This is a genomic window from Rathayibacter sp. AY1E3, from assembly GCF_002932235.1.
In the GTDB taxonomy this organism is placed as follows: Bacteria; Actinomycetota; Actinomycetes; order Actinomycetales; family Microbacteriaceae; genus Rathayibacter.
Window position 1 is genome coordinate 79,498 of the sequence record NZ_PSVN01000003.1, and the last position, 16,452, is coordinate 95,949.

The window sequence follows — 16,452 nt, forward strand, 5'->3', positions numbered from 1 at the left end:
GACTCCGCGCGCCGGAAGACACCCTAGCGGCGGGGATCGACGGCGTGGATGGGCCGGATGACGACGGGTGGCGATATCCTGCCGCCGTGCTCCGCTCCGTCGCCCTCCTCGCCCTGCCCGGCCTCGCGCCGTTCGAGTTCGGGGTCGTCTGCGAGGTGTTCGGGATCGACCGCGGCACCGACGGAGGTCCCGCCCTCGACTTCCGGATCGCCACTCCCGATCCCGGCCCCGTCCGCACGAGCCTCGGAGTCGACCTGCTGATCGCCGATGGTCTCGACGCGGCCCGGGACGCGGACCTGATCGCCGTCCCCGCCCACGGCCGCGGGCCCGCCGACGAGCGGGTGCTCGACCTCCTCCGCGAGGCTCACGAGCGCGGCGCGTGGATCCTCAGCGTCTGCAGCGGGGCCTTCACCCTGGCGCAGGCGGGCCTGCTCGACGGCCGGCGCGCGACCACCCACTGGATGCACGCCGCGGAGCTCGCCCGGCGCTTCCCCTCCGTCACGGTGGACCCCGAGGTCCTCTACGTGCAGGAGGGGCGCATCGTGACGAGCGCGGGCACCGCGGCCGGCATCGACGCGGCGCTGCACGTGGTGCGCGAGGAGCTGGGCGCGACGGCGGCCGAGCGTCGTCGCCCGGCGGATGGTCGTGCCCCCGCAGCGCCACGGCGGGCAGGCGCAGTACCTGCGGACCCCCGTTCCCGAGGCGCGCGCGGACTCGCTGGCCGAGGTCACCGAGTGGATGCTGGAGCACCTCGACGAGGACCTCTCGATCGAGGCGCTGGCCCGTCGCGCCCTGATGGCCCCCCGCACCTTCGCGCGCCGCTTCCGGGCCGACCTCGGCACGACTCCGCTCGCCTGGCTCACCCGCCAGCGCCTCCTCCGGGCGCAGGTGCTGCTGGAGGAGACGGAGCTGACCCTCGAGGCGGTCGCCGCGCGGGTCGGCTTCGGCACGGCCGCGGTGATGCGCCACCACTTCACGCGCGTCCTGCGGACCACGCCGGCGGCCTACCGCCGCACCTTCGCCGCCTGAGCGGCCGGGTCGTTGGAGGGGTCAGACCGTCGCGACGAAGAGCGTGCCCCGTCCGGTGACGGCGAGAGCGCCCTCCGACGGGGTCACGAACACACTGCCGCCGCGCTCGACGCGGACCGAGCCCTCGGCGCCCTCGAGCGAGAACGAGCCCTCGGTCGCGATCGCGATGGCGGGCCCGTGCAGGGCGACGCGGGCCGGCTCCTCCGACGCCGGCTGCACGACGGCGAGCACGAAGTCGGGGACGTCCGGACGGTAGACGCGCACGCCCGGCCCGGCCTCCTCGGCCGGGAGGTAGGGCACGGGCAGCGGCGAGAACTCGAGCACGCTCACCAGCTCGGGCACGTCGATGTGCTTGGGCGTGAGGCCCCCGCGCAGCACGTTGTCGGAGGCGGCCATCAGCTCCACGCCCGTGCCCGCGAGGTAGGCGTGGATGTTGCCTGCGGGCAGGTAGAGCACCTCGCCGCGGGCGAGGCGGACGCGGTTGAGCAGGAGCGAGAGCACGATTCCGGGGTCGCCCGGGTAGCTCTCGGCCAGGTCCCGGACCGTGGTCGTCTCGAGGCGGTCGTCGCCCGCGGACGCCGCGACGACCGCGGACACCAGCGCGGCGACCTCGGCACGGTCGCCGTCGGCGAGCAGCCACGACACGGCGCCGCGGAGGACCTCCGAGGGCTCGCCCTCGAGCGTCCGAGCGAACCGCGCGATCGCGGCCGCCTCCTCCGCCGGGGCGCGCCCGGCCAGCTCGGCGAGCAGCGCCCGGGCGTCCGCCGGCTCACGGAAGCCGCAGAGCGCGTCGAAGGTCTCGCTGAGCGCGTAGATCAGCTCGGGCTTGTGGAACGGGTCCTTGTAGTTGCGATCGGCGGCGTCCCGCGGGATGCCGGCCTCCTCCTCCTCGACGAACCGGCGCCGGGCCCGCTCGGACGAGGGGTGGGCCTGGAGCGACAGCGGCCCGCCCGCCGCGAGGATCTTGAGCAGGAACGGCAGACGGGGAGCGCCCGATACCGGATCGACCGACCCCTCCACTCCGGCGAGCGCCGCCTCGGGGTGCTCGGCGATCCACTCGGCGAGCGTGCCGGCGCCGACCGAGGCGGGGTCGAGGATGCGCGCGGGCGAGCCCGGGTGCGCGCCGAGCCAGAGCTCGGCCTCGGGGGCGCCGGAGGGCGCGGTGCCGAGGGCCTCCGAGATGCCGGTGAGCGAGCCCCAGGCGTAGTCGCGGGGGGTGTTGCCGATCGGGATGAACACGGGAGCGCTGGCCTTCCGTCCGAGGGGTGGGTCCGAGCCGCTCAGCCGGACGCGCCGGGGCCGCTCCGCTGCGACGCTAGCAGGATCCACAACGCGGGCCCGGGAGGAGGGCCCGCCTGTTGGTGCTCTCCGCCAGAGGACGCGGCACTCGCAGGCGCGCTTCGTACGCTGGGAGTCGCAGCACTGTCGCCGTCGGAGCGGTCGCCGTGCCGCATCCGACGAGCGAGGGAGCACAGAGCATGGACAGCACGACCTTCGAGACCCTGGGGGCCGACTTCTACGGGTTCGAGGCGGCGCTCACGCCCGCCGAGAAGGAGCTGCTGGTCGGCGTCCGCGCGTTCCTCGAGGAGCAGGTGCGGCCGATCGCCGACGAGTACTGGGAGCGCGCGGAGTTCCCGCGGCAGCTGATCCCCGCGATCCACGCCACCGGCGTCATCGGCCTCTCCTGGCCCGAGACCCGCGCGATCGAGAACTCCGCCGTGTTCCGCGGCTGGGTGGCGCTCGAGCTGGGCCGGGTGGACGCGGGCATCGCGACCTACGTGGGCGTGCAGAACGGCCTGGTGATGGGAACGGTCGGCGTCGCCGGCTCCGAGGAGCAGCGCGCCGAGTGGCTGCCGAAGCTCGCCTCGGGCGAGGTCGTCGGCGCCTTCGGGCTCACCGAGCCGCACTCCGGCTCCGACTCCGCCCAGGGCCTGCGCACCACCGCCCGCCGGGACGGCGACGACTGGATCCTCGACGGCGAGAAGCGCTGGATCGGCAACGCGACCTTCAGCGACGTGACCGTGATCTGGGCGAAGGACGCGGAGGACGGCCAGGTGAAGGGCTTCCTCGTCCCCACCTCGACGCCGGGCTACCGCGCCACCGCCATCGCGCGCAAGCAGAGCCTGCGCACGGTGCAGAACGCCGACATCGTGCTCGAGGGCGTCCGCGTCCCGGAGTCGCTGCGCCTGCAGGGCGCGAACTCGTTCCGCGACACCGCGAAGGTGCTCCGGCTCACCCGCGCCGAGGTCGCCTGGCAGGCCATCGGCGTCGCGATCGGCGCCTACGACGCGGCGCTGCGCTACGCGAAGGAGCGCGTGCAGTTCGGCAAGCCGCTCGTCGGGCACCAGCTGGTGCAGGACCTCCTGGTCAAGAGCATCGGCAACATCACGGCCAGCATCGCCCTGGCGACCCGCGTGTCCGAGATGCTCGACGCCGGCGAGCAGCGCGACGAGCACTCCGCCCTCGCGAAGGCCTTCGCGACGGCCCGGATGCGCGAGACCGTCGCCTGGTGCCGCGAGGTGATGGGCGGCAACGGCATCGTCCTCGACTACGGCGTCGCCCGCTTCTTCGCCGACGCGGAGGCCCTCTACTCCTACGAGGGCACCCGCGAGATGAACACGCTGATCGTCGGCCGCTCGATCACCGGCACCGCTGCGTTCGTCTGAGCCTCCCCGGCCGGGGAGGGTGCGGCGGCGCGCCCGGCACGCCGCCGCGCCGCCCCCGCTCCCTAGACTGGTCGCCATGATCCGACGCGCCGCCCCCGCCGCTCCCCGAGCGCTCGCGGTGGCGGTGCTGGCCGTGCTGCTGGCCGGCCAGTCGCTGCGGAACCTCGCCGGATGGTGGGGCTGGGGCGTTGTCGTCGCGGTGCTCCTGGGCGCCTCGATCGCCGTGCTCGTCCGCGCCCGCCCCCGCCTGCGCTGGGCCCGCACGCCGAAGTCGCTGGTCCTCTTCCTCGGGCTCGCGGTGCTCTCGCTGCTGTGGTCCGCCTATCCGGGAGCGAGCGCGATCGGAGTCACGGCGCAGCTCGCGACGACGCTCGGCGGCGTCGTCCTCGCCGTCACGCTGAGCAGCCGGGAGCTGCTCACGGCTCTCGGACGGGCCCTGCGCCTCTCCGTCGGCCTGTCGCTCCTCTTCGAGCTCGTGATCGCGGTCGTCGTGCGGCAGCCCGTCCTGCCGTTCGGCGTCGAGCCTCCCGCCGACGGACCGACGCCCGACGCCTTCTACTGGTCGCAGGCCGCCCTCTTCACCGGCGAGCCCGTCCAGGGGATCGTCGGCAACCGCAACCTCCTCGGCTTCCTCGCCCTGCTCGGCCTGATCGTGATCGCGATCGAGCTGGCGGCCCACTCGATCCGGCGCCGGTGGGGAGCGGTCTGGGTCGCCCTGTTCGTCGCGACCCTCCTGCTCACCCGCTCGGCGACCGTCCTGCTCTGCCTCGTCGCCGTCGTCCTCGCGGCCGCGTTCGCGCTCTGGGCTCGCCGGAGGGGCGAGTCCCGCCGGCGTCCCGTCTACCTGACCGCCGCGGGGCTGGCGGTGGCGGCCGTCGCCGGAGGCGCCGCGGGCTGGGGCGCCCTCCTCGGCCTGCTCGGCAAGAGCGAGGACGCCACGGGCCGCCTCGACATCTGGGACTCGGTGATCGCGCTCACGCTGCAGCGTCCGGTCCTCGGCTGGGGCTGGGTCAGCTACTGGGCTCCCTGGGCCGCCCCGTTCGACACCCTCGCCGAGCGCAAGGGCGTGCTCTACCTGCAGGCCCACGACGCCTGGCTCGACGTCGCCCTCCAGCTGGGAGCGGTCGGCCTCGTCCTCTTCGCGGCGCTCGCCGTCTCGACGCTGTGGCGCTCCTGGTTCCGCGCGGTCGACCGCCCGCGGCGCGACGCGACCTCGACTCTCCCCTACACGGCCGTCAGCCTCGCTCCGCTGCTGATCATGGTCGCCCTCCTGGCGCAGTCGCTGTTCGAGAGCCGGATCCTGATCGAGGGAGGCTGGCTGCTCCTCGTCCTCTTCGCGGTGCAGACCAAGCGACCGGCGACCGAGACGCCCGAGGTCCTCGCCGCGACCCCGCTCCCCCTCGCCGACGCCTCCCCGAGGCGATGAGGCCCCGCCGCCCCTCGCTCCCCGCCTCCGTCGCCGACGCGACGGCGTCCCCGCAGTTCGCGGCGGCCCTCGCGCAGACCACTCTCGTCACCGTCCTCTGCGCCCCGGCGGTCCGCGGGCTCATCGGCTGGCCCGGCTACATCGCCGCCGTCGCCACGCTCACCGCCCTCGCCGCGGTCATGCTCGTCCTGCGGCGCGGGCGGCTCGACTGGGAGGGCCTGCTGCCCACGAGCATCCTGGTGTTCCTCGGCTGGATCGCGCTCAGCGTGCTGTGGAGCGACTACACCTGGGCCACGGTCTCGAGCGTCGTCTACCAGTTCGCCCTGGCGTTCCTGGCGATCGCGATCGGCCTCACGCGCGACATCATCCAGATCATCCGCTCGGTCGGCGACGTGCTGCGGGTCGTGCTGATCGCCTCGCTGGCCGTGGAGGTGCTCTCGGGGGTGCTGATCGACCAGCCGCTGCGCTTCCTCGGCGTGGAGGGCCTGCTCGCGGTCGGCGGGCCGATCCAGGGACTCGTCGGCACGCGCAACCAGCTCGGGCTGGTCTGCCTGCTGGCGATCGTGACGTTCTCGGTGGAGCTGATGACCCGCTCCGTCGCCCGCGGGCCGGCCGTCGCCTCGATCGCCCTCGCCGCGGTCACCCTCCTCTTCACGCGCTCCGCCGTGAGTGCGGGCGTGCTCGCCGTGGCCGTCGTCGTCGCCCTCGCTCTGCGCTGGGTGCGCCACGGCGACGGCACCCACCGCCGTCGGCGGCAGTTCGCGGTGCTCGGCGTCGCCGCCGCGGCCTCCCTCACCGTGTGGCTCCTGCGCTACCGGGTGATCGAGCTGCTGAACGCGGGCAGCGAGTTCGAGTTCCGGCTGCGGCTCTGGCAGCAGGTCTGGCGCTTCACGGACCTCGCTCCGATCGTCGGCTGGGGCTGGGTGGGCTACTGGCGGCCCGACCTCTACCCCTTCACCGCCATCGACTACCTCTCGGGCCGCCCGCACTCGTCGAGCCTCAACGCGCTCTTCGACGTGGCCCTGCAGGTCGGCGCGGTCGGGGTGGTCCTCTTCGTCGTGCTGATCGGCCTCGCGCTCTGGCGCTCCTGGCTGATCGCCTCCGAGCGCAAGGCGGTCGTGCACGTCTGGCCGGTGCTGGTGCTGGCCGTGCTGATGGTCACCGCGCTGGCCGAGAGCTCGATCCTGCTCGACGCCGGCTGGCTGCTCGTGGTGCTCTGCGCGATGCGCGCGGCCCAGGGACTGAGCTGGCGTCGGCTCCTGCACCCGCGGGACTGACCGGACTCCTCAGCGCCCGCGCCGCCGCGCCACCTGGCGGAGCACGGCGAGGTGCTCCTCCCGGCAGCGCTCCCAGCTGAAGGACCGGGCACGCTCGACGCCGAGCGGGCCGAGCTCGCCGGTCCGCTCGATCGCCTCGAGGATCCCGTCCGCGATCGAGCGCGGCTCGAGCGGATCGACGTAGACCGCGGCGTCCCCGCAGATCTCCGGGAGCGAGCCCGCGTCGGAGGCGGCGACCGGGCATCCCGACGCCATCGCCTCGATCGGCGGGAGGCCGAAGCCCTCGTAGAGGCTCGGGAACGCCAGCACCGCGGCTCGGCGGTAGAGGTCGGCGAGCTCCTCCGGAGTGACGTGGCCGCGCCACTCGACGAAGTCCGGCAGCGGGCCGAGGCGGTCCAGGTCCCCTCCCGTCAGCACGAGCCGGAGGGAGTGCCCCTCCTCCCGCAGCAGGCGCACCGCCTCGAACAGACGGGCGTGGTTCTTGTGCGGCCAGGCGCGCGCCGGGTAGAAGACGAAGTCCTCGCGTGTCCCCAGATTCGCGACGAAGCGCCGGGTGTCCACGCCGAGATGCGACACGTGGATCCGCTCCTCCGGGATGCCCAGCAGCTCGACGATCCGCCCCTTGGTGAAGGCGCTGATGGTGATGACCGCGTCGGCGCGGCGAGCGGTCGCCTCGTAGGCGAGCCGGCGGAAGACGCGCTCGACGCGGGGGAAGAGGTGCGGGAGGTCGCGGTGCTGCAGGTCGAACAGCATCTGCACGTGCCCCTGCCGCCGCGACGGCCACGGGAGCGGGACCGTGAACGGGAAGTAGAGCACCGCGTCCCGGCCCAGGCGCCGGCGCAGGCTCGGCGTGCGCAGGAGCGCCTGGAGCATCCCCACGGCCCGGCGGCGGTGGCCCGCCCCGCTGACGACCCCCTCGGCCACGACCTCGGGCACGCCCTCGCTGAAGCCGCGCGCGTTCTCGGGGACGAGCACCTGCACGTCGGGCCCCTCCTCCCCCGGCCGCGGCGCCAGGAGGCGCGTGAGCGCGCGCGCGTAGGTCTCGCCGCCGCCCATCCCGCCCGGGTCGACGGTGAGCACGGCGAGCGTGACGGGGCGGAGTTCCGGCATGGCGTCCAATCGGTCCGAAGCCCGGCCAGGATACCGGCGGGTCGCACCGCTCCCGGCGCCCGGCCGTGCCCGTGGGTAGTATGTGTCCCGCTGTCATCGACCCCGACGAATTGGACCACCACGTGCCCCGCGCTTTGATCACCGGAATCACCGGCCAGGACGGCCTCTACCTCGCCGAGCTCCTCCTCTCGAAGGGCTACGAGGTCTTCGGGCTCGTCCGCGGGCAGAACAACCCCAAGTACGAGCTGGTCCGCCGCACCGTGCCCGAGGTGACCCTGCTCACCGGCGACCTGACCGACGTGTCGAGCCTCGTGCGCGTGCTCGCCGCCGCCCAGCCCGACGAGGTCTACAACCTCGGTGCGATCTCGTTCGTCGCCTACTCGTGGGAGAACGCGTCGCTCACCACCGATGTGACCGGCAAGGGCGTGCTCAACATCCTCGAGGCGACCCGCCTCTACGCCGGCTCCGACATGTCGCGCGTGAAGTTCTACCAGGCCTCCTCCTCCGAGATGTTCGGCAAGGTCCAGCAGGTCCCGCAGAGCGAGGAGACGCTGCTCTGGCCGCGCTCGCCCTACGGAGTGGCCAAGGTCTTCGGCCACTACATGACCATCAACTACCGCGAGTCGTACGGCATGCACGCCTCCTCCGGCATCCTCTTCAACCACGAGTCGCCCCGCCGCGGCCCGGAGTTCGTCACCCGCAAGATCAGCCTCGCGGTCGCCCGCATCAAGCTCGGCCTCCAGGAGACGCTGGAGCTCGGCAACCTCGACGCGAAGCGCGACTGGGGCTTCGCCGGCGACTACGTCGACGCGATGTGGCGCATGCTGCAGCAGCCCGAGGGCGACGACTACGTGGTCGCGACCGGCGAGACCCACGAGATCCGCGAGTACCTCGACATCGCCTTCAACCACGTCGGCATCGAGGACTGGACGCCGTACGTGACCCAGAACCCCGCGTTCATGCGTCCCGCCGAGGTGGACCTGCTGATCGGCGACCCGGCGAAGGCGCGCGACGTCCTCGGCTGGGAGCCGAAGGTCTCGTTCCCCGAGCTCGTGGCGATGATGGTCGAGAACGACCTCGCCGAGCAGTCCGCGCTGATCAAGTAGTCATGCCTGCCGCTCTCGTCACCGGAGCGAGCGGTCAGGACGGGGGCTACCTCGTCGAGCGCCTGCTCGCCGACGGCTGGGAGGTCTCCGCGCTCGTGCGCGGGACCGACGACGCCGCTCTTCCCGCCGCCGTCCGAGCCTTCGAGGGCGATCTCCGCGACGCCTCCGGCCTCGGCCGTATCGTCGCGGAGGCGCAGCCGGACACGGTCTTCCACCTCGCCGGCCTCTCCTCCGTCGCGCTCTCGTGGAAGGAGCCCGTGCTCACGGCGGAGGTGACCGGCACCGCGGTCGCCGCGCTCCTGGAGGCCTCGCTGTCGCTCCAGGAGTCGGCGGGCCGGGAGGTCCGCTTCGTCCAGGCCTCCTCCTCCGAGATCTTCGGGGCCGCGACCGAGAACCCGCAGACCGAGCGGACCCCGATCCGCCCCGTCTCCCCTTACGGAGCCGCGAAGGCGTTCGCGCACCACCTCGTCGCGGTCTACCGCGGCCGAGGGCTCCACGCCTCGTCCGGCATCCTCTACAACCACGAGTCGCCGCGTCGGCCGCTCGGCTTCGTCACCCGCAAGATCACCGCCGGAGTCGCGGCGATCGCGACGGGCGCCGAGTCGGAGCTCTCGCTCGGCAATCTCGACGCGCGCCGCGACTGGGGCTGGGCTCCCGACTACGTGGACGCCCTCGTGCGCGCCTCGCGCGCCGAGGAGGCGGGCGACTACGTCGTGGCGACCGGAGTCGCGCACTCGGTCCGCGACTTCGTCCGTGCCGCCTTCACCGCGGCCGGCATCGACGACTGGGAGCAGCGGGTCACGATCGACCCGCGGTTCGCGCGCCCCGTGGACGCACCCGAGATGCGCGGCGACTCCTCCCGGGCCCGCGAGGTGCTCGGCTGGGCGCCCACCGTCGGCTTCGAGGAGATCGTCGCCCGCATGGTGCGGAACGACCTCGGGCTGGCGCGCTCACGCTGACCCGCGACGCCCGCTCCGCGCCGCACCGCCGGGGCGCGGGACCGGGTACGTACAATGATCTGGCTGCCGCCACGGCAGTGCTATGGCTGGGAGACCGATGAGCAGCAGGAAATCGACGATCACGCGCGCGGCCGACCGCGTCGACGCGATCGCGCGGGAGCCGTTCCACCAGAGCGGGACGCAGCCCGGCGAGGGCCGCAAGAGCGGGTTCGTCTCGGCCCTGATCGACATCTTCAAGCACCGCGAGCTCCTCCGGCTGCTGGTCAACCGCGAGCTGAAGGCCCGGTACAAGGACTCCAGCCTCGGCTTCGTGTGGACGCTGATCCGCCCGCTCGTGATGCTGATGATCTACTACGTCGCGATCGGCCAGTTCCTCGGGGCGGCGCGCGGCATCCCCGTGTTCGCGATCTTCGTCTTCTGCGGGCTGACGCTCTGGAACCTCTTCAGCGAGATCGTCGCCACGGGGACGACCTCGATCCTCGCCAACGCGGGCCTGATCAAGAAGGTCTACCTGCCGCGCGAGATCTTCCCGGTCGCGACCATCGGCGCCGCGCTGTTCAACTTCGCCGTGCAGTTCCTCGTCCTGATCGTCGGCGCGGTCGCGCTCGGCGCGCTCAACGTCAGCTGGCAGCTCCTCTTCATCCTCCCGGCGCTCGCCGTGACGCTCGTCTACGGTCTCGCCCTCGCTCTCGCACTCTCGGCCCTCAACGTCTACCTGCGCGACATCCAGTTCCTGGTCGAGGTCGGCCTGCTGATCTTCTTCTGGCTCTCCCCCATCACCTACGCGTGGTCGTTCGTGGTGGAGACCGTCCCGAACTGGCTCGAGCAGATCTACCTGCTCAATCCCATGACCAACGCCATGCTCGCCTTCCAGCGCGCCATCTGGGGACCAGGCTCGCGCGAGACCCAGGTCGAGCAGGCCGACGGATCCTTCCGGTCGGTCGCCGGCCAGCCCTGGCCCGCCGACATGGCGCTGCACCTTCTCATCGTCTTCCTGGTCGGGGTGGTGCTGGTGTGGATTGCCCACCGCATCTTCCGCCGCCTCGAGGGCAACTTCGCCCAGGAGATCTGATCGCATGACACTCGAGACAGAGGTCGCCCTTCCCGACGCGGCGCAGATGCCGACGATCATCCGCGTGCAGAACGCCTCGAAGCGCTTCGTGATCCGCAAGGACAAGAGCCTCAAGGAGCGCGTGGTCAACTTCGGGCGCGGGAAGCAGCACCGCGACGACTTCTGGGCGCTGCGGGACATCGATCTCGAAATCCCGCTCGGCTCCACCGTCGGCCTGATCGGCGCGAACGGCTCCGGCAAGAGCACGCTGCTCAAGCTCATCGGCGGGATCATCCAGCCCACCACCGGCACGGTCGAGCGACGGGGCCGGCTGGCCGCGCTGCTCGAGCTCGGCGCGGGCTTCCACCCCGACCTGACCGGCCGCGAAAACGTCTTCCTCAACGGCGCCATCCTCGGCCTCTCCCGCAAGGAACTGGAGGACAAGTTCGACTCGATCGTCGACTTCTCCGAGATCGCCGACTTCATCGACACGCAGGTGAAGTTCTACTCCTCGGGCATGTACGTGCGCCTCGCGTTCGCGATCGCCATCCACACCGACCCGGACCTCCTCCTCGTCGACGAGGTCCTTGCCGTCGGCGACGAGCCCTTCCAGCGCAAGTGCATGGACCGCATCCGCGCCTTCCAGCGCGCGGGGAAGACCATCGTGCTGGTCACCCACTCGCTCGAGCAGGTGGGCGAGCTCTGCGACCGCACCGTCGTGCTCGATCACGGGAACATCATCTACGACGGCGAGACGTCGCGCGGCCTCGAAGTCCTGCGCAACGGATTCGAGTCCTCCCGTCAGGAGCGCGTCGAGCGCGAGACGGCCGAGGCCGTCGCCGAGGCCGAGGAGTCGGGCGAGGAACCCGAGCAGGTCCAGCCCGCCGAGATCGTCGCCGTCGAGCTGGACGGCGGCACGCTGGAGGAGGGCAACCGCATCCTGCGGCCCGGCGAGGACCTCGAGGTCCGGGTGACCCTGAGGCCGCTGACCACCGTCCCGCTCGAGCACTGGTTCCTCGGGATGGGCGTCGACACCCCGCTCGGACAGGTCGTCTTCGGCACTAACACGATGCGCCTGGGCTTCGAGCACCCGCCGCTCACCCGCGAGACCACGGTCGTCTTCCATCTCCCGGACACGCACTTCGGCGGAGGCACCTACGCCGTGCACGCGTCCGCGTCCACTCTCGAGGGCGGCGAGTTCACCCGGGTCCCGGTCGGAGCCCGCTTCACCGTCGAGCGCACCACCAAGCGGGTCGGCCTCGTCGACGTCGGAGCCTCCGCGACGGTCGACGGCGTCACCCTGGCGTGACGGGTGAGCGCGTCCGGCTGCTCGTCGACGCGAGTCCGCTGGCGTCCGAGCGGCTGACAGGGGTGGGCCACGTCCTCCTCGAGACCCTCCGGGCCCTCGTCCAGCCGCACGACCGGGGCGAGGTCGAGGTCGTGCTCTTCGTGCCGGCGTCCGAGACGCGCGCTGTCGGGCGCTTCGGCCTGCCGTTCCGGATCCGGGCGATCCCGCTGCCCCGGCGGCTGGTCGGTCTCCTCACGCGGATCTCGGTCCCGCTGGACCTGATCACCGGCCGCGGGGTCCACTTCTTCCCCAACTACCGCAACTGGGCGCTCACCCGCCGCTCCCGCTCGATCACCTTCGTCCACGACGCGTGCTTCGCGGTCGCCCCTCAGCTCGTGCCCGCCGCGCGCCGCGCCCTCCTCGCCTCGAGGATGCCCGGATGGCTCGCCCGCTCCGATCTCGTCGCCACGGGCACCCCGTCGGCCGCCGCCGAGATCGTCGAGCACCTCGAGGTGGACCCCGGGAAGATCGTCGTGCTGCCGACGACCGTGGACGCGTCCGTCTTCCGGCCCCGCGGAGACGAGGAGGTGGCGGCCGTGCGCACCCGGGTCGGGATCGGTCCCCGCCCCTACGTCCTCTTCGTCGGCGCCCTGGAGCCCCGCAAGAACATCGCCGCGCTCGTGCGCGCCTTCAGCGCAGCCGACCGCCCCGAGGACGCGGTGCTGCTTCTCGTCGGAGCGACCTCCTGGGACGACGAGGACGTGCGCACCGCCGTCGAGCAGGCGGGGAGGGCGGGTGCGGACGTCCGCCTCTCCCCCGTGTTCGTCGAGGACTCCGAGATGCCCGCCCTGATGACCGGTGCCGCCGCGCTCGCCCTCGTGTCCCTGCACGAGGGCTTCGGCCTCCCCGCCCTCGAGGCGGTGGCCTCGGGCACGCCCGTCGTGGTCTCCGACGTGCCCGGCATCCGGGACGCGCTCCGAGGACACGAGTCGTCCGCTCGGTTCGTGCCCCCCGGCGACGAGGAGGCCCTGCGCGAGGCGCTGGAGTCCGCCCTCGTCGCTCCCCGCCGGATCGACCCCGGCGACATCCGGCCATGGACCGACGCCGCGGACGCTCTGGTGCGCGCCGCGCGCGGCCTCGCGGACGTCTGAGGCGCCCCTCCGCGGGAAGGGACGCCTCCGAGCCGTCTAGAGGACCGAGACCCCCGAGGGCGCGACGGCCGTGACGTAGGTCCAGAGGTCGTCGGCGTACTCGGTCCAGGTTCGGTTCGTCCGATCGCGGGCCTGGGCCGAGAGGCGCGCGTGCACCTCGTCGTCGGCGACGAGCGAGATCATCGCGTCACGGATCGAGTGGTCGTCGCGCGGGTCGACGAGCAGGGCCCCACCCTGCGCGGCGATGTCCCGCATGCTGCCGAAGTTCGAGGTGATGACGGGCGTGCCGACGGCCAGGGATTCGGCGACCGGCAGCCCGAAGCCCTCGTTCAGGGACGGGAAGATCGTGCAGCGCGCACTGCGGTAGGCGCTCCAGAGCAGCTCGTCGGTGATCGCGGAGAAGGAGTCGACCGTGCGGCCCTCGTCCTGCAGTGCCCGCATCCGGCCCTGGAACTCCTCGCTGTTCCACGCGTTGCCGCCGATGAACGCGAGGGCGAAGTCGACACCCGAGCGCCAGGCGAGCTCGGCGGCGTGCAGGACGGCCAGGTGGTTCTTGCGCGGCTCGTGGCTGCCGATGCAGACGACGAGGGGCTGGCCGGGAGCGGCCCCCAGCCGGACACGGGTGCTCTCCCGATCCGCCGTCTCGCTGCCCCCCGCGGACGCGGGCAAGGGGACCGCGTCGATCTCCGGGCCCCGTTCGCCCTCGAGCATGCCCCGCCAGCCGCGGAATTCCGTCTCGGACGCGGAGGACACCGTGGCCACGCGATCCATGTGGGAGACGGCGACCAGGGTCCGGGGGAACTGACCGCTGATGCCGCCGTGCGCCGTCTCCGCCGTCGTCAGCGGGACGCAGTCGTGCCCGATCATCGTGGTGGCGTTCCCGCTGAACTCCGTGAACGCAGCGAGCCTGGCGCTCCGCGCATCCTCGATCGCGAGCTCGGGCAGGACGTAGAGCGACTGCCAGGGCACGACGACCGGCGCGTGCGGATCGAGCCGCGCATCGGGGACGGATCCGAACAGCGCGTTCGTCCGCAGATCGTTGCCCACCTCGCGGAAGCCGGACATCGCGTCGTCCCACACGAGGAGGACGACCTCGTGCCGGCTGTTCCACTCGACGATGGTGTTCCGCACCACGCGCTGGATGCCAGTGGCGAGCCCCGTTCGAGCCGTATGGTGGACGTCGACGAGGACGGCGTGGCGGGCGATCACGACGGAGCCGGGCGCCCGGACGGCGTCGAGCACGCGCGAGGCCGGGGTCGGCCGCAGCAGCGACTCCAGCAGGGCGGGCACTCCGTCCAGGCGGGCGGTGCGGCGGGCGTCGACGACCTGGTCCCGCACCGGCAGCTCCGCCGTGAGGACCGCCAGCAGGAGCCAGGTGTGCTCGAAGGTCGGCTGCCCCACGGCGTCGGACACCTGGCGCACCAGCACCGGCACCTCGCGGGCGGGGACGGCGGTGGGCTCGAGGGTCTCGAGCAGCAGCGTCAGGCGCTCGAGAGCGGTCGATTCACGCACGGGCGTCCTCCTCGTCCGCAGCCGGCACCGAGGGCACGAGGGCCTCCCAGAGCTCCGCGGAGTAGTCGTTCCAGGTCCGCTCGGGGCGGGCGAGCGCTTCGGCGGTGAGCTCGGCGAGACGCTCGTCGGAGTCGAGAAGCTCGCGCATCGCCGCTGTCAGCTCGTCGTCGTCGTAGGGGTCAACCGTGATGCAGCCGCCGTCGGCGGCGATCTCGGCGAGCGATCCGCGATCGGACGTGATGGAGGGCAGCCCCAGCGCCAGCGCCTCGGCGACGGGCAGGCCGTAGCCCTCGTGGGTCGACGGGAAGACGAAGAAGCGCGCGTTGCGGTAGGAGGACATCAGCACGTCGTCGCCGGCGCCGCGGATCACCTCGACCGCTCGTCCGCGACGCTGCGCCTCGCGGATGCGCACGTCGAAGACCTGCGTGGCCCAGGGATTGCCTCCGCCGATGAAGCGCAGACGGAACCTCCTCCCCTCGCGCCAGAGCATCTCCGCGGCGAACAGGATCGCCAGGTGGTTCTTGCGCGGCTCGTGGCTGCCGACGGAGAGGACCAGGGGGAGGTCGTCCTTCTCCGGGGTCGTCGCTCCCGAGAGCGGGGGCGCCTCCACCGGCAGCGGGACGGCGTGCAGCTCGGGACCCTCGAGACCCTGAGCGGGCAGCGCGGCGTTGAAGCCGGCGAACTCCTCCTCGACGGCCCCGCTGATCGCCGCGACGCGGCTCGCGTGCTTGACGACGGTGAGGTAGTTGACGAAGCGGAGGCTTTCGTGGGGCGGCACCGTGTCGGCGCTCACGACAGGGATGAAGTCGTAGCCGATCATGCTCACGGTGTTCCCGGAGTACTGCGCCAGCGCGGCCAGGGGGTCGCAGATGCCCATCGCCGGGACCTCGGGGACCACGAGGGTCGAGCGGAAGGGGACGATGAACTCGACCCGCTCGGGACGACCCGGATCCCACGGGCGCTTGCTGCTGGTCTCGAAGTCGACGACGCGCTCAAGCTCGCCCGCGCCGAGGCGGCGCAGGGACATCGAGCCGTGCTCCCAGGCGGCGAGGATCGGCTCCCGGTCGCGGTGCCAGCGCTTCATGGTCTGGCGGACCACCCGCTGGATGCCGGTCGCGTGGGAGTTGCGGGCGCAGAAGTCTACGTCCACCACGACCTCCCCCGTCACGACCGAGAGGGTCGTCGAGAGATCGTGGAAGCCGGTGGACGCCCGGGTGCCGGCGACCATGAACACCCGCATCGCCTCATGGGGCTGCGCCAGCTGGAGCGAGCGTTTGAACCAGTTGAAGAGGTGCGGCACCGGGTAGACGCCGAGGAAGGCGGTGAGCGAGAGCCAGGTCAGGTCGTCGGAGTCGCGGCGCTGGACGGCCCGGGCGGTCTCGTCGAGGAAGGGGCCGGGGCCCCGGCGGGCCAGGTCGGCCGCGAGCTCCGCGTCCTCGAGGACGAACGGAGCGATCTGCTCGAGGCGCTGGAGGATGAAGGCCCGGCGCTCGTCGCGTCCCGCCGTGTCGACGTCGCTCACCGGCCCTGCCCGAAGCGGCGCTGCGCGTACCGGACCGTGTGCCGGACGGCTCCCGGCAGGCCGAGCTGGCCGACGCGGATCTGGAAGGTCCTCGCCGCGCGCAGCGGCCGGGTGACCTTCCACGACAGCGTCGACTCGAAGTCGGCGACGAAGGGCGAGCCGCCGAAGCTCATGTTGGCCGCCCACTCGTCGAGCGGGTCGTTGAGGAGCTCGTCGAGGCGTTCGCGGAGCTCGGCGATGGTCTCGGCGTCGCTCGCGCCCTCGTGGGGTCGCTGGGGAGTGGTGGTCTCGTCAGGCACCCGACCAGTGTAATCGGCCCGTGCGGCCGGGCCGGATGCCCGCCCGGCCGGGTGCG

General features: G+C 72.6%; 13 protein-coding genes and 1 pseudogene. 9 read left to right on the top strand and 5 right to left on the bottom strand.

All coding sequences use genetic code 11. The features are described 5' to 3' along the window. Positions 1–86 precede the first annotated feature (86 nt). A pseudogene (locus C5C53_RS03280) lies at positions 87–1,029 on the top strand (GlxA family transcriptional regulator). Between the two features lie 21 nt (positions 1,030–1,050). On the opposite strand, the gene manA reads toward C5C53_RS03280, so the two are convergent. After that, positions 1,051–2,268 (bottom strand): mannose-6-phosphate isomerase, class I, encoded by a 1,218-nt coding sequence (manA, locus tag C5C53_RS03285; protein ID WP_104266818.1) that lies wholly within the window; start codon positions 2,266–2,268, stop codon positions 1,051–1,053. Positions 2,269–2,507: 239 nt separating this feature from the next. Here manA and C5C53_RS03290 point away from each other — a divergent pair, with 239 nt between their 5' ends. From C5C53_RS03290 to C5C53_RS03300, 3 genes are all read left to right on the top strand, one after another. Continuing rightward, positions 2,508–3,695 carry an acyl-CoA dehydrogenase family protein gene (locus tag C5C53_RS03290; RefSeq protein ID WP_104266819.1) on the top strand — a complete coding sequence of 396 codons (1,188 nt, stop codon included), beginning with the start codon at positions 2,508–2,510 and terminating at the stop codon, positions 3,693–3,695. 76 nt (positions 3,696–3,771) lie between these two features. Then, entirely contained in the window at positions 3,772–5,121 is a 1,350-nt protein-coding gene (locus C5C53_RS03295; protein ID WP_104266820.1) for an O-antigen ligase, read from the top strand. Next, positions 5,118–6,398, top strand: coding sequence for an O-antigen ligase (locus tag C5C53_RS03300; RefSeq protein ID WP_104266821.1), 1,281 nt, complete (start codon positions 5,118–5,120; stop codon positions 6,396–6,398). Before C5C53_RS03295 ends, C5C53_RS03300 begins: the two co-directional genes overlap by 4 nt. Positions 6,399–6,407: 9 nt before the next feature. On the opposite strand, the gene C5C53_RS03305 is transcribed toward C5C53_RS03300, so the two are convergent. After that, the gene (locus tag C5C53_RS03305) at positions 6,408–7,508 is read right to left on the bottom strand and encodes a glycosyltransferase family 1 protein (RefSeq protein ID WP_104266822.1); all 1,101 of its coding nucleotides are present in this window, start codon (positions 7,506–7,508) and stop codon (positions 6,408–6,410) included. 122 nt (positions 7,509–7,630) lie between these two features. Here C5C53_RS03305 and C5C53_RS03310 point away from each other — a divergent pair, with 122 nt between their 5' ends. The 5 genes from C5C53_RS03310 (at position 7,631) to C5C53_RS03330 (ending at position 13,063) form a co-directional block, all read left to right on the top strand. Then, positions 7,631–8,614, top strand: a complete 984-nt coding sequence (locus C5C53_RS03310) for a GDP-mannose 4,6-dehydratase (RefSeq protein ID WP_104275317.1) — start codon at positions 7,631–7,633, stop codon at positions 8,612–8,614. Between the two features lie 2 nt (positions 8,615–8,616). Then, positions 8,617–9,573 (top strand): GDP-mannose 4,6-dehydratase, encoded by a 957-nt coding sequence (locus C5C53_RS03315; protein WP_104266823.1) that lies wholly within the window; start codon positions 8,617–8,619, stop codon positions 9,571–9,573. Between the two features lie 97 nt (positions 9,574–9,670). After that, complete coding sequence (locus tag C5C53_RS03320; protein ID WP_104266824.1) at positions 9,671–10,645, top strand: ABC transporter permease; 975 nt, start codon at positions 9,671–9,673, stop codon at positions 10,643–10,645. 4 nt (positions 10,646–10,649) lie between these two features. Continuing rightward, complete coding sequence (locus tag C5C53_RS03325; RefSeq protein WP_258075365.1) at positions 10,650–11,933, top strand: ABC transporter ATP-binding protein; 1,284 nt, start codon at positions 10,650–10,652, stop codon at positions 11,931–11,933. Further along, positions 11,930–13,063 carry a glycosyltransferase family 1 protein gene (locus C5C53_RS03330; protein ID WP_104266825.1) on the top strand — a complete coding sequence of 378 codons (1,134 nt, stop codon included), beginning with the start codon at positions 11,930–11,932 and terminating at the stop codon, positions 13,061–13,063. Before C5C53_RS03325 ends, C5C53_RS03330 begins: the two co-directional genes overlap by 4 nt. A gap of 36 nt (positions 13,064–13,099) precedes the next feature. Here C5C53_RS03330 and C5C53_RS03335 read toward each other — a convergent pair whose 3' ends face one another. The 3 genes from C5C53_RS03335 to C5C53_RS03345 are packed head-to-tail and all read right to left on the bottom strand — an operon-like array spanning position 13,100 to position 16,396. After that, on the bottom strand, positions 13,100–14,575 hold the full coding sequence (locus C5C53_RS03335; RefSeq protein WP_104266826.1) for a glycosyltransferase family 1 protein: 1,476 nt from the start codon (positions 14,573–14,575) through the stop codon (positions 13,100–13,102). After that, positions 14,568–16,097: a glycosyltransferase family 1 protein gene (locus tag C5C53_RS03340; RefSeq protein ID WP_104266827.1), complete on the bottom strand. Its 1,530-nt coding sequence runs from the start codon at positions 16,095–16,097 to the stop codon at positions 14,568–14,570. Before C5C53_RS03340 ends, C5C53_RS03335 begins: the two co-directional genes overlap by 8 nt. Further along, positions 16,094–16,396 (bottom strand): hypothetical protein, encoded by a 303-nt coding sequence (locus C5C53_RS03345; RefSeq protein ID WP_104266828.1) that lies wholly within the window; start codon positions 16,394–16,396, stop codon positions 16,094–16,096. Before C5C53_RS03345 ends, C5C53_RS03340 begins: the two co-directional genes overlap by 4 nt. Positions 16,397–16,452 lie beyond the last annotated feature (56 nt).

Excerpts from the sequence above, each read along its gene's own strand:
- C5C53_RS03290 (WP_104266819.1), top strand. The coding sequence starts at position 2,508 with ATGGACAGCACGACCTTCGAGACCCTGGGGGCCGACTTCTACGGGTTC.
- C5C53_RS03295 (WP_104266820.1), top strand. The coding sequence starts at position 3,772 with ATGATCCGACGCGCCGCCCCCGCCGCTCCCCGAGCGCTCGCGGTGGCG.
- C5C53_RS03300 (WP_104266821.1), top strand. The coding sequence starts at position 5,118 with ATGAGGCCCCGCCGCCCCTCGCTCCCCGCCTCCGTCGCCGACGCGACG.
- C5C53_RS03305 (WP_104266822.1), bottom strand. The coding sequence starts at position 7,508 with ATGCCGGAACTCCGCCCCGTCACGCTCGCCGTGCTCACCGTCGACCCG.
- C5C53_RS03315 (WP_104266823.1), top strand. The coding sequence starts at position 8,617 with ATGCCTGCCGCTCTCGTCACCGGAGCGAGCGGTCAGGACGGGGGCTAC.
- C5C53_RS03320 (WP_104266824.1), top strand. The coding sequence starts at position 9,671 with ATGAGCAGCAGGAAATCGACGATCACGCGCGCGGCCGACCGCGTCGAC.
- C5C53_RS03325 (WP_258075365.1), top strand. The coding sequence starts at position 10,650 with ATGACACTCGAGACAGAGGTCGCCCTTCCCGACGCGGCGCAGATGCCG.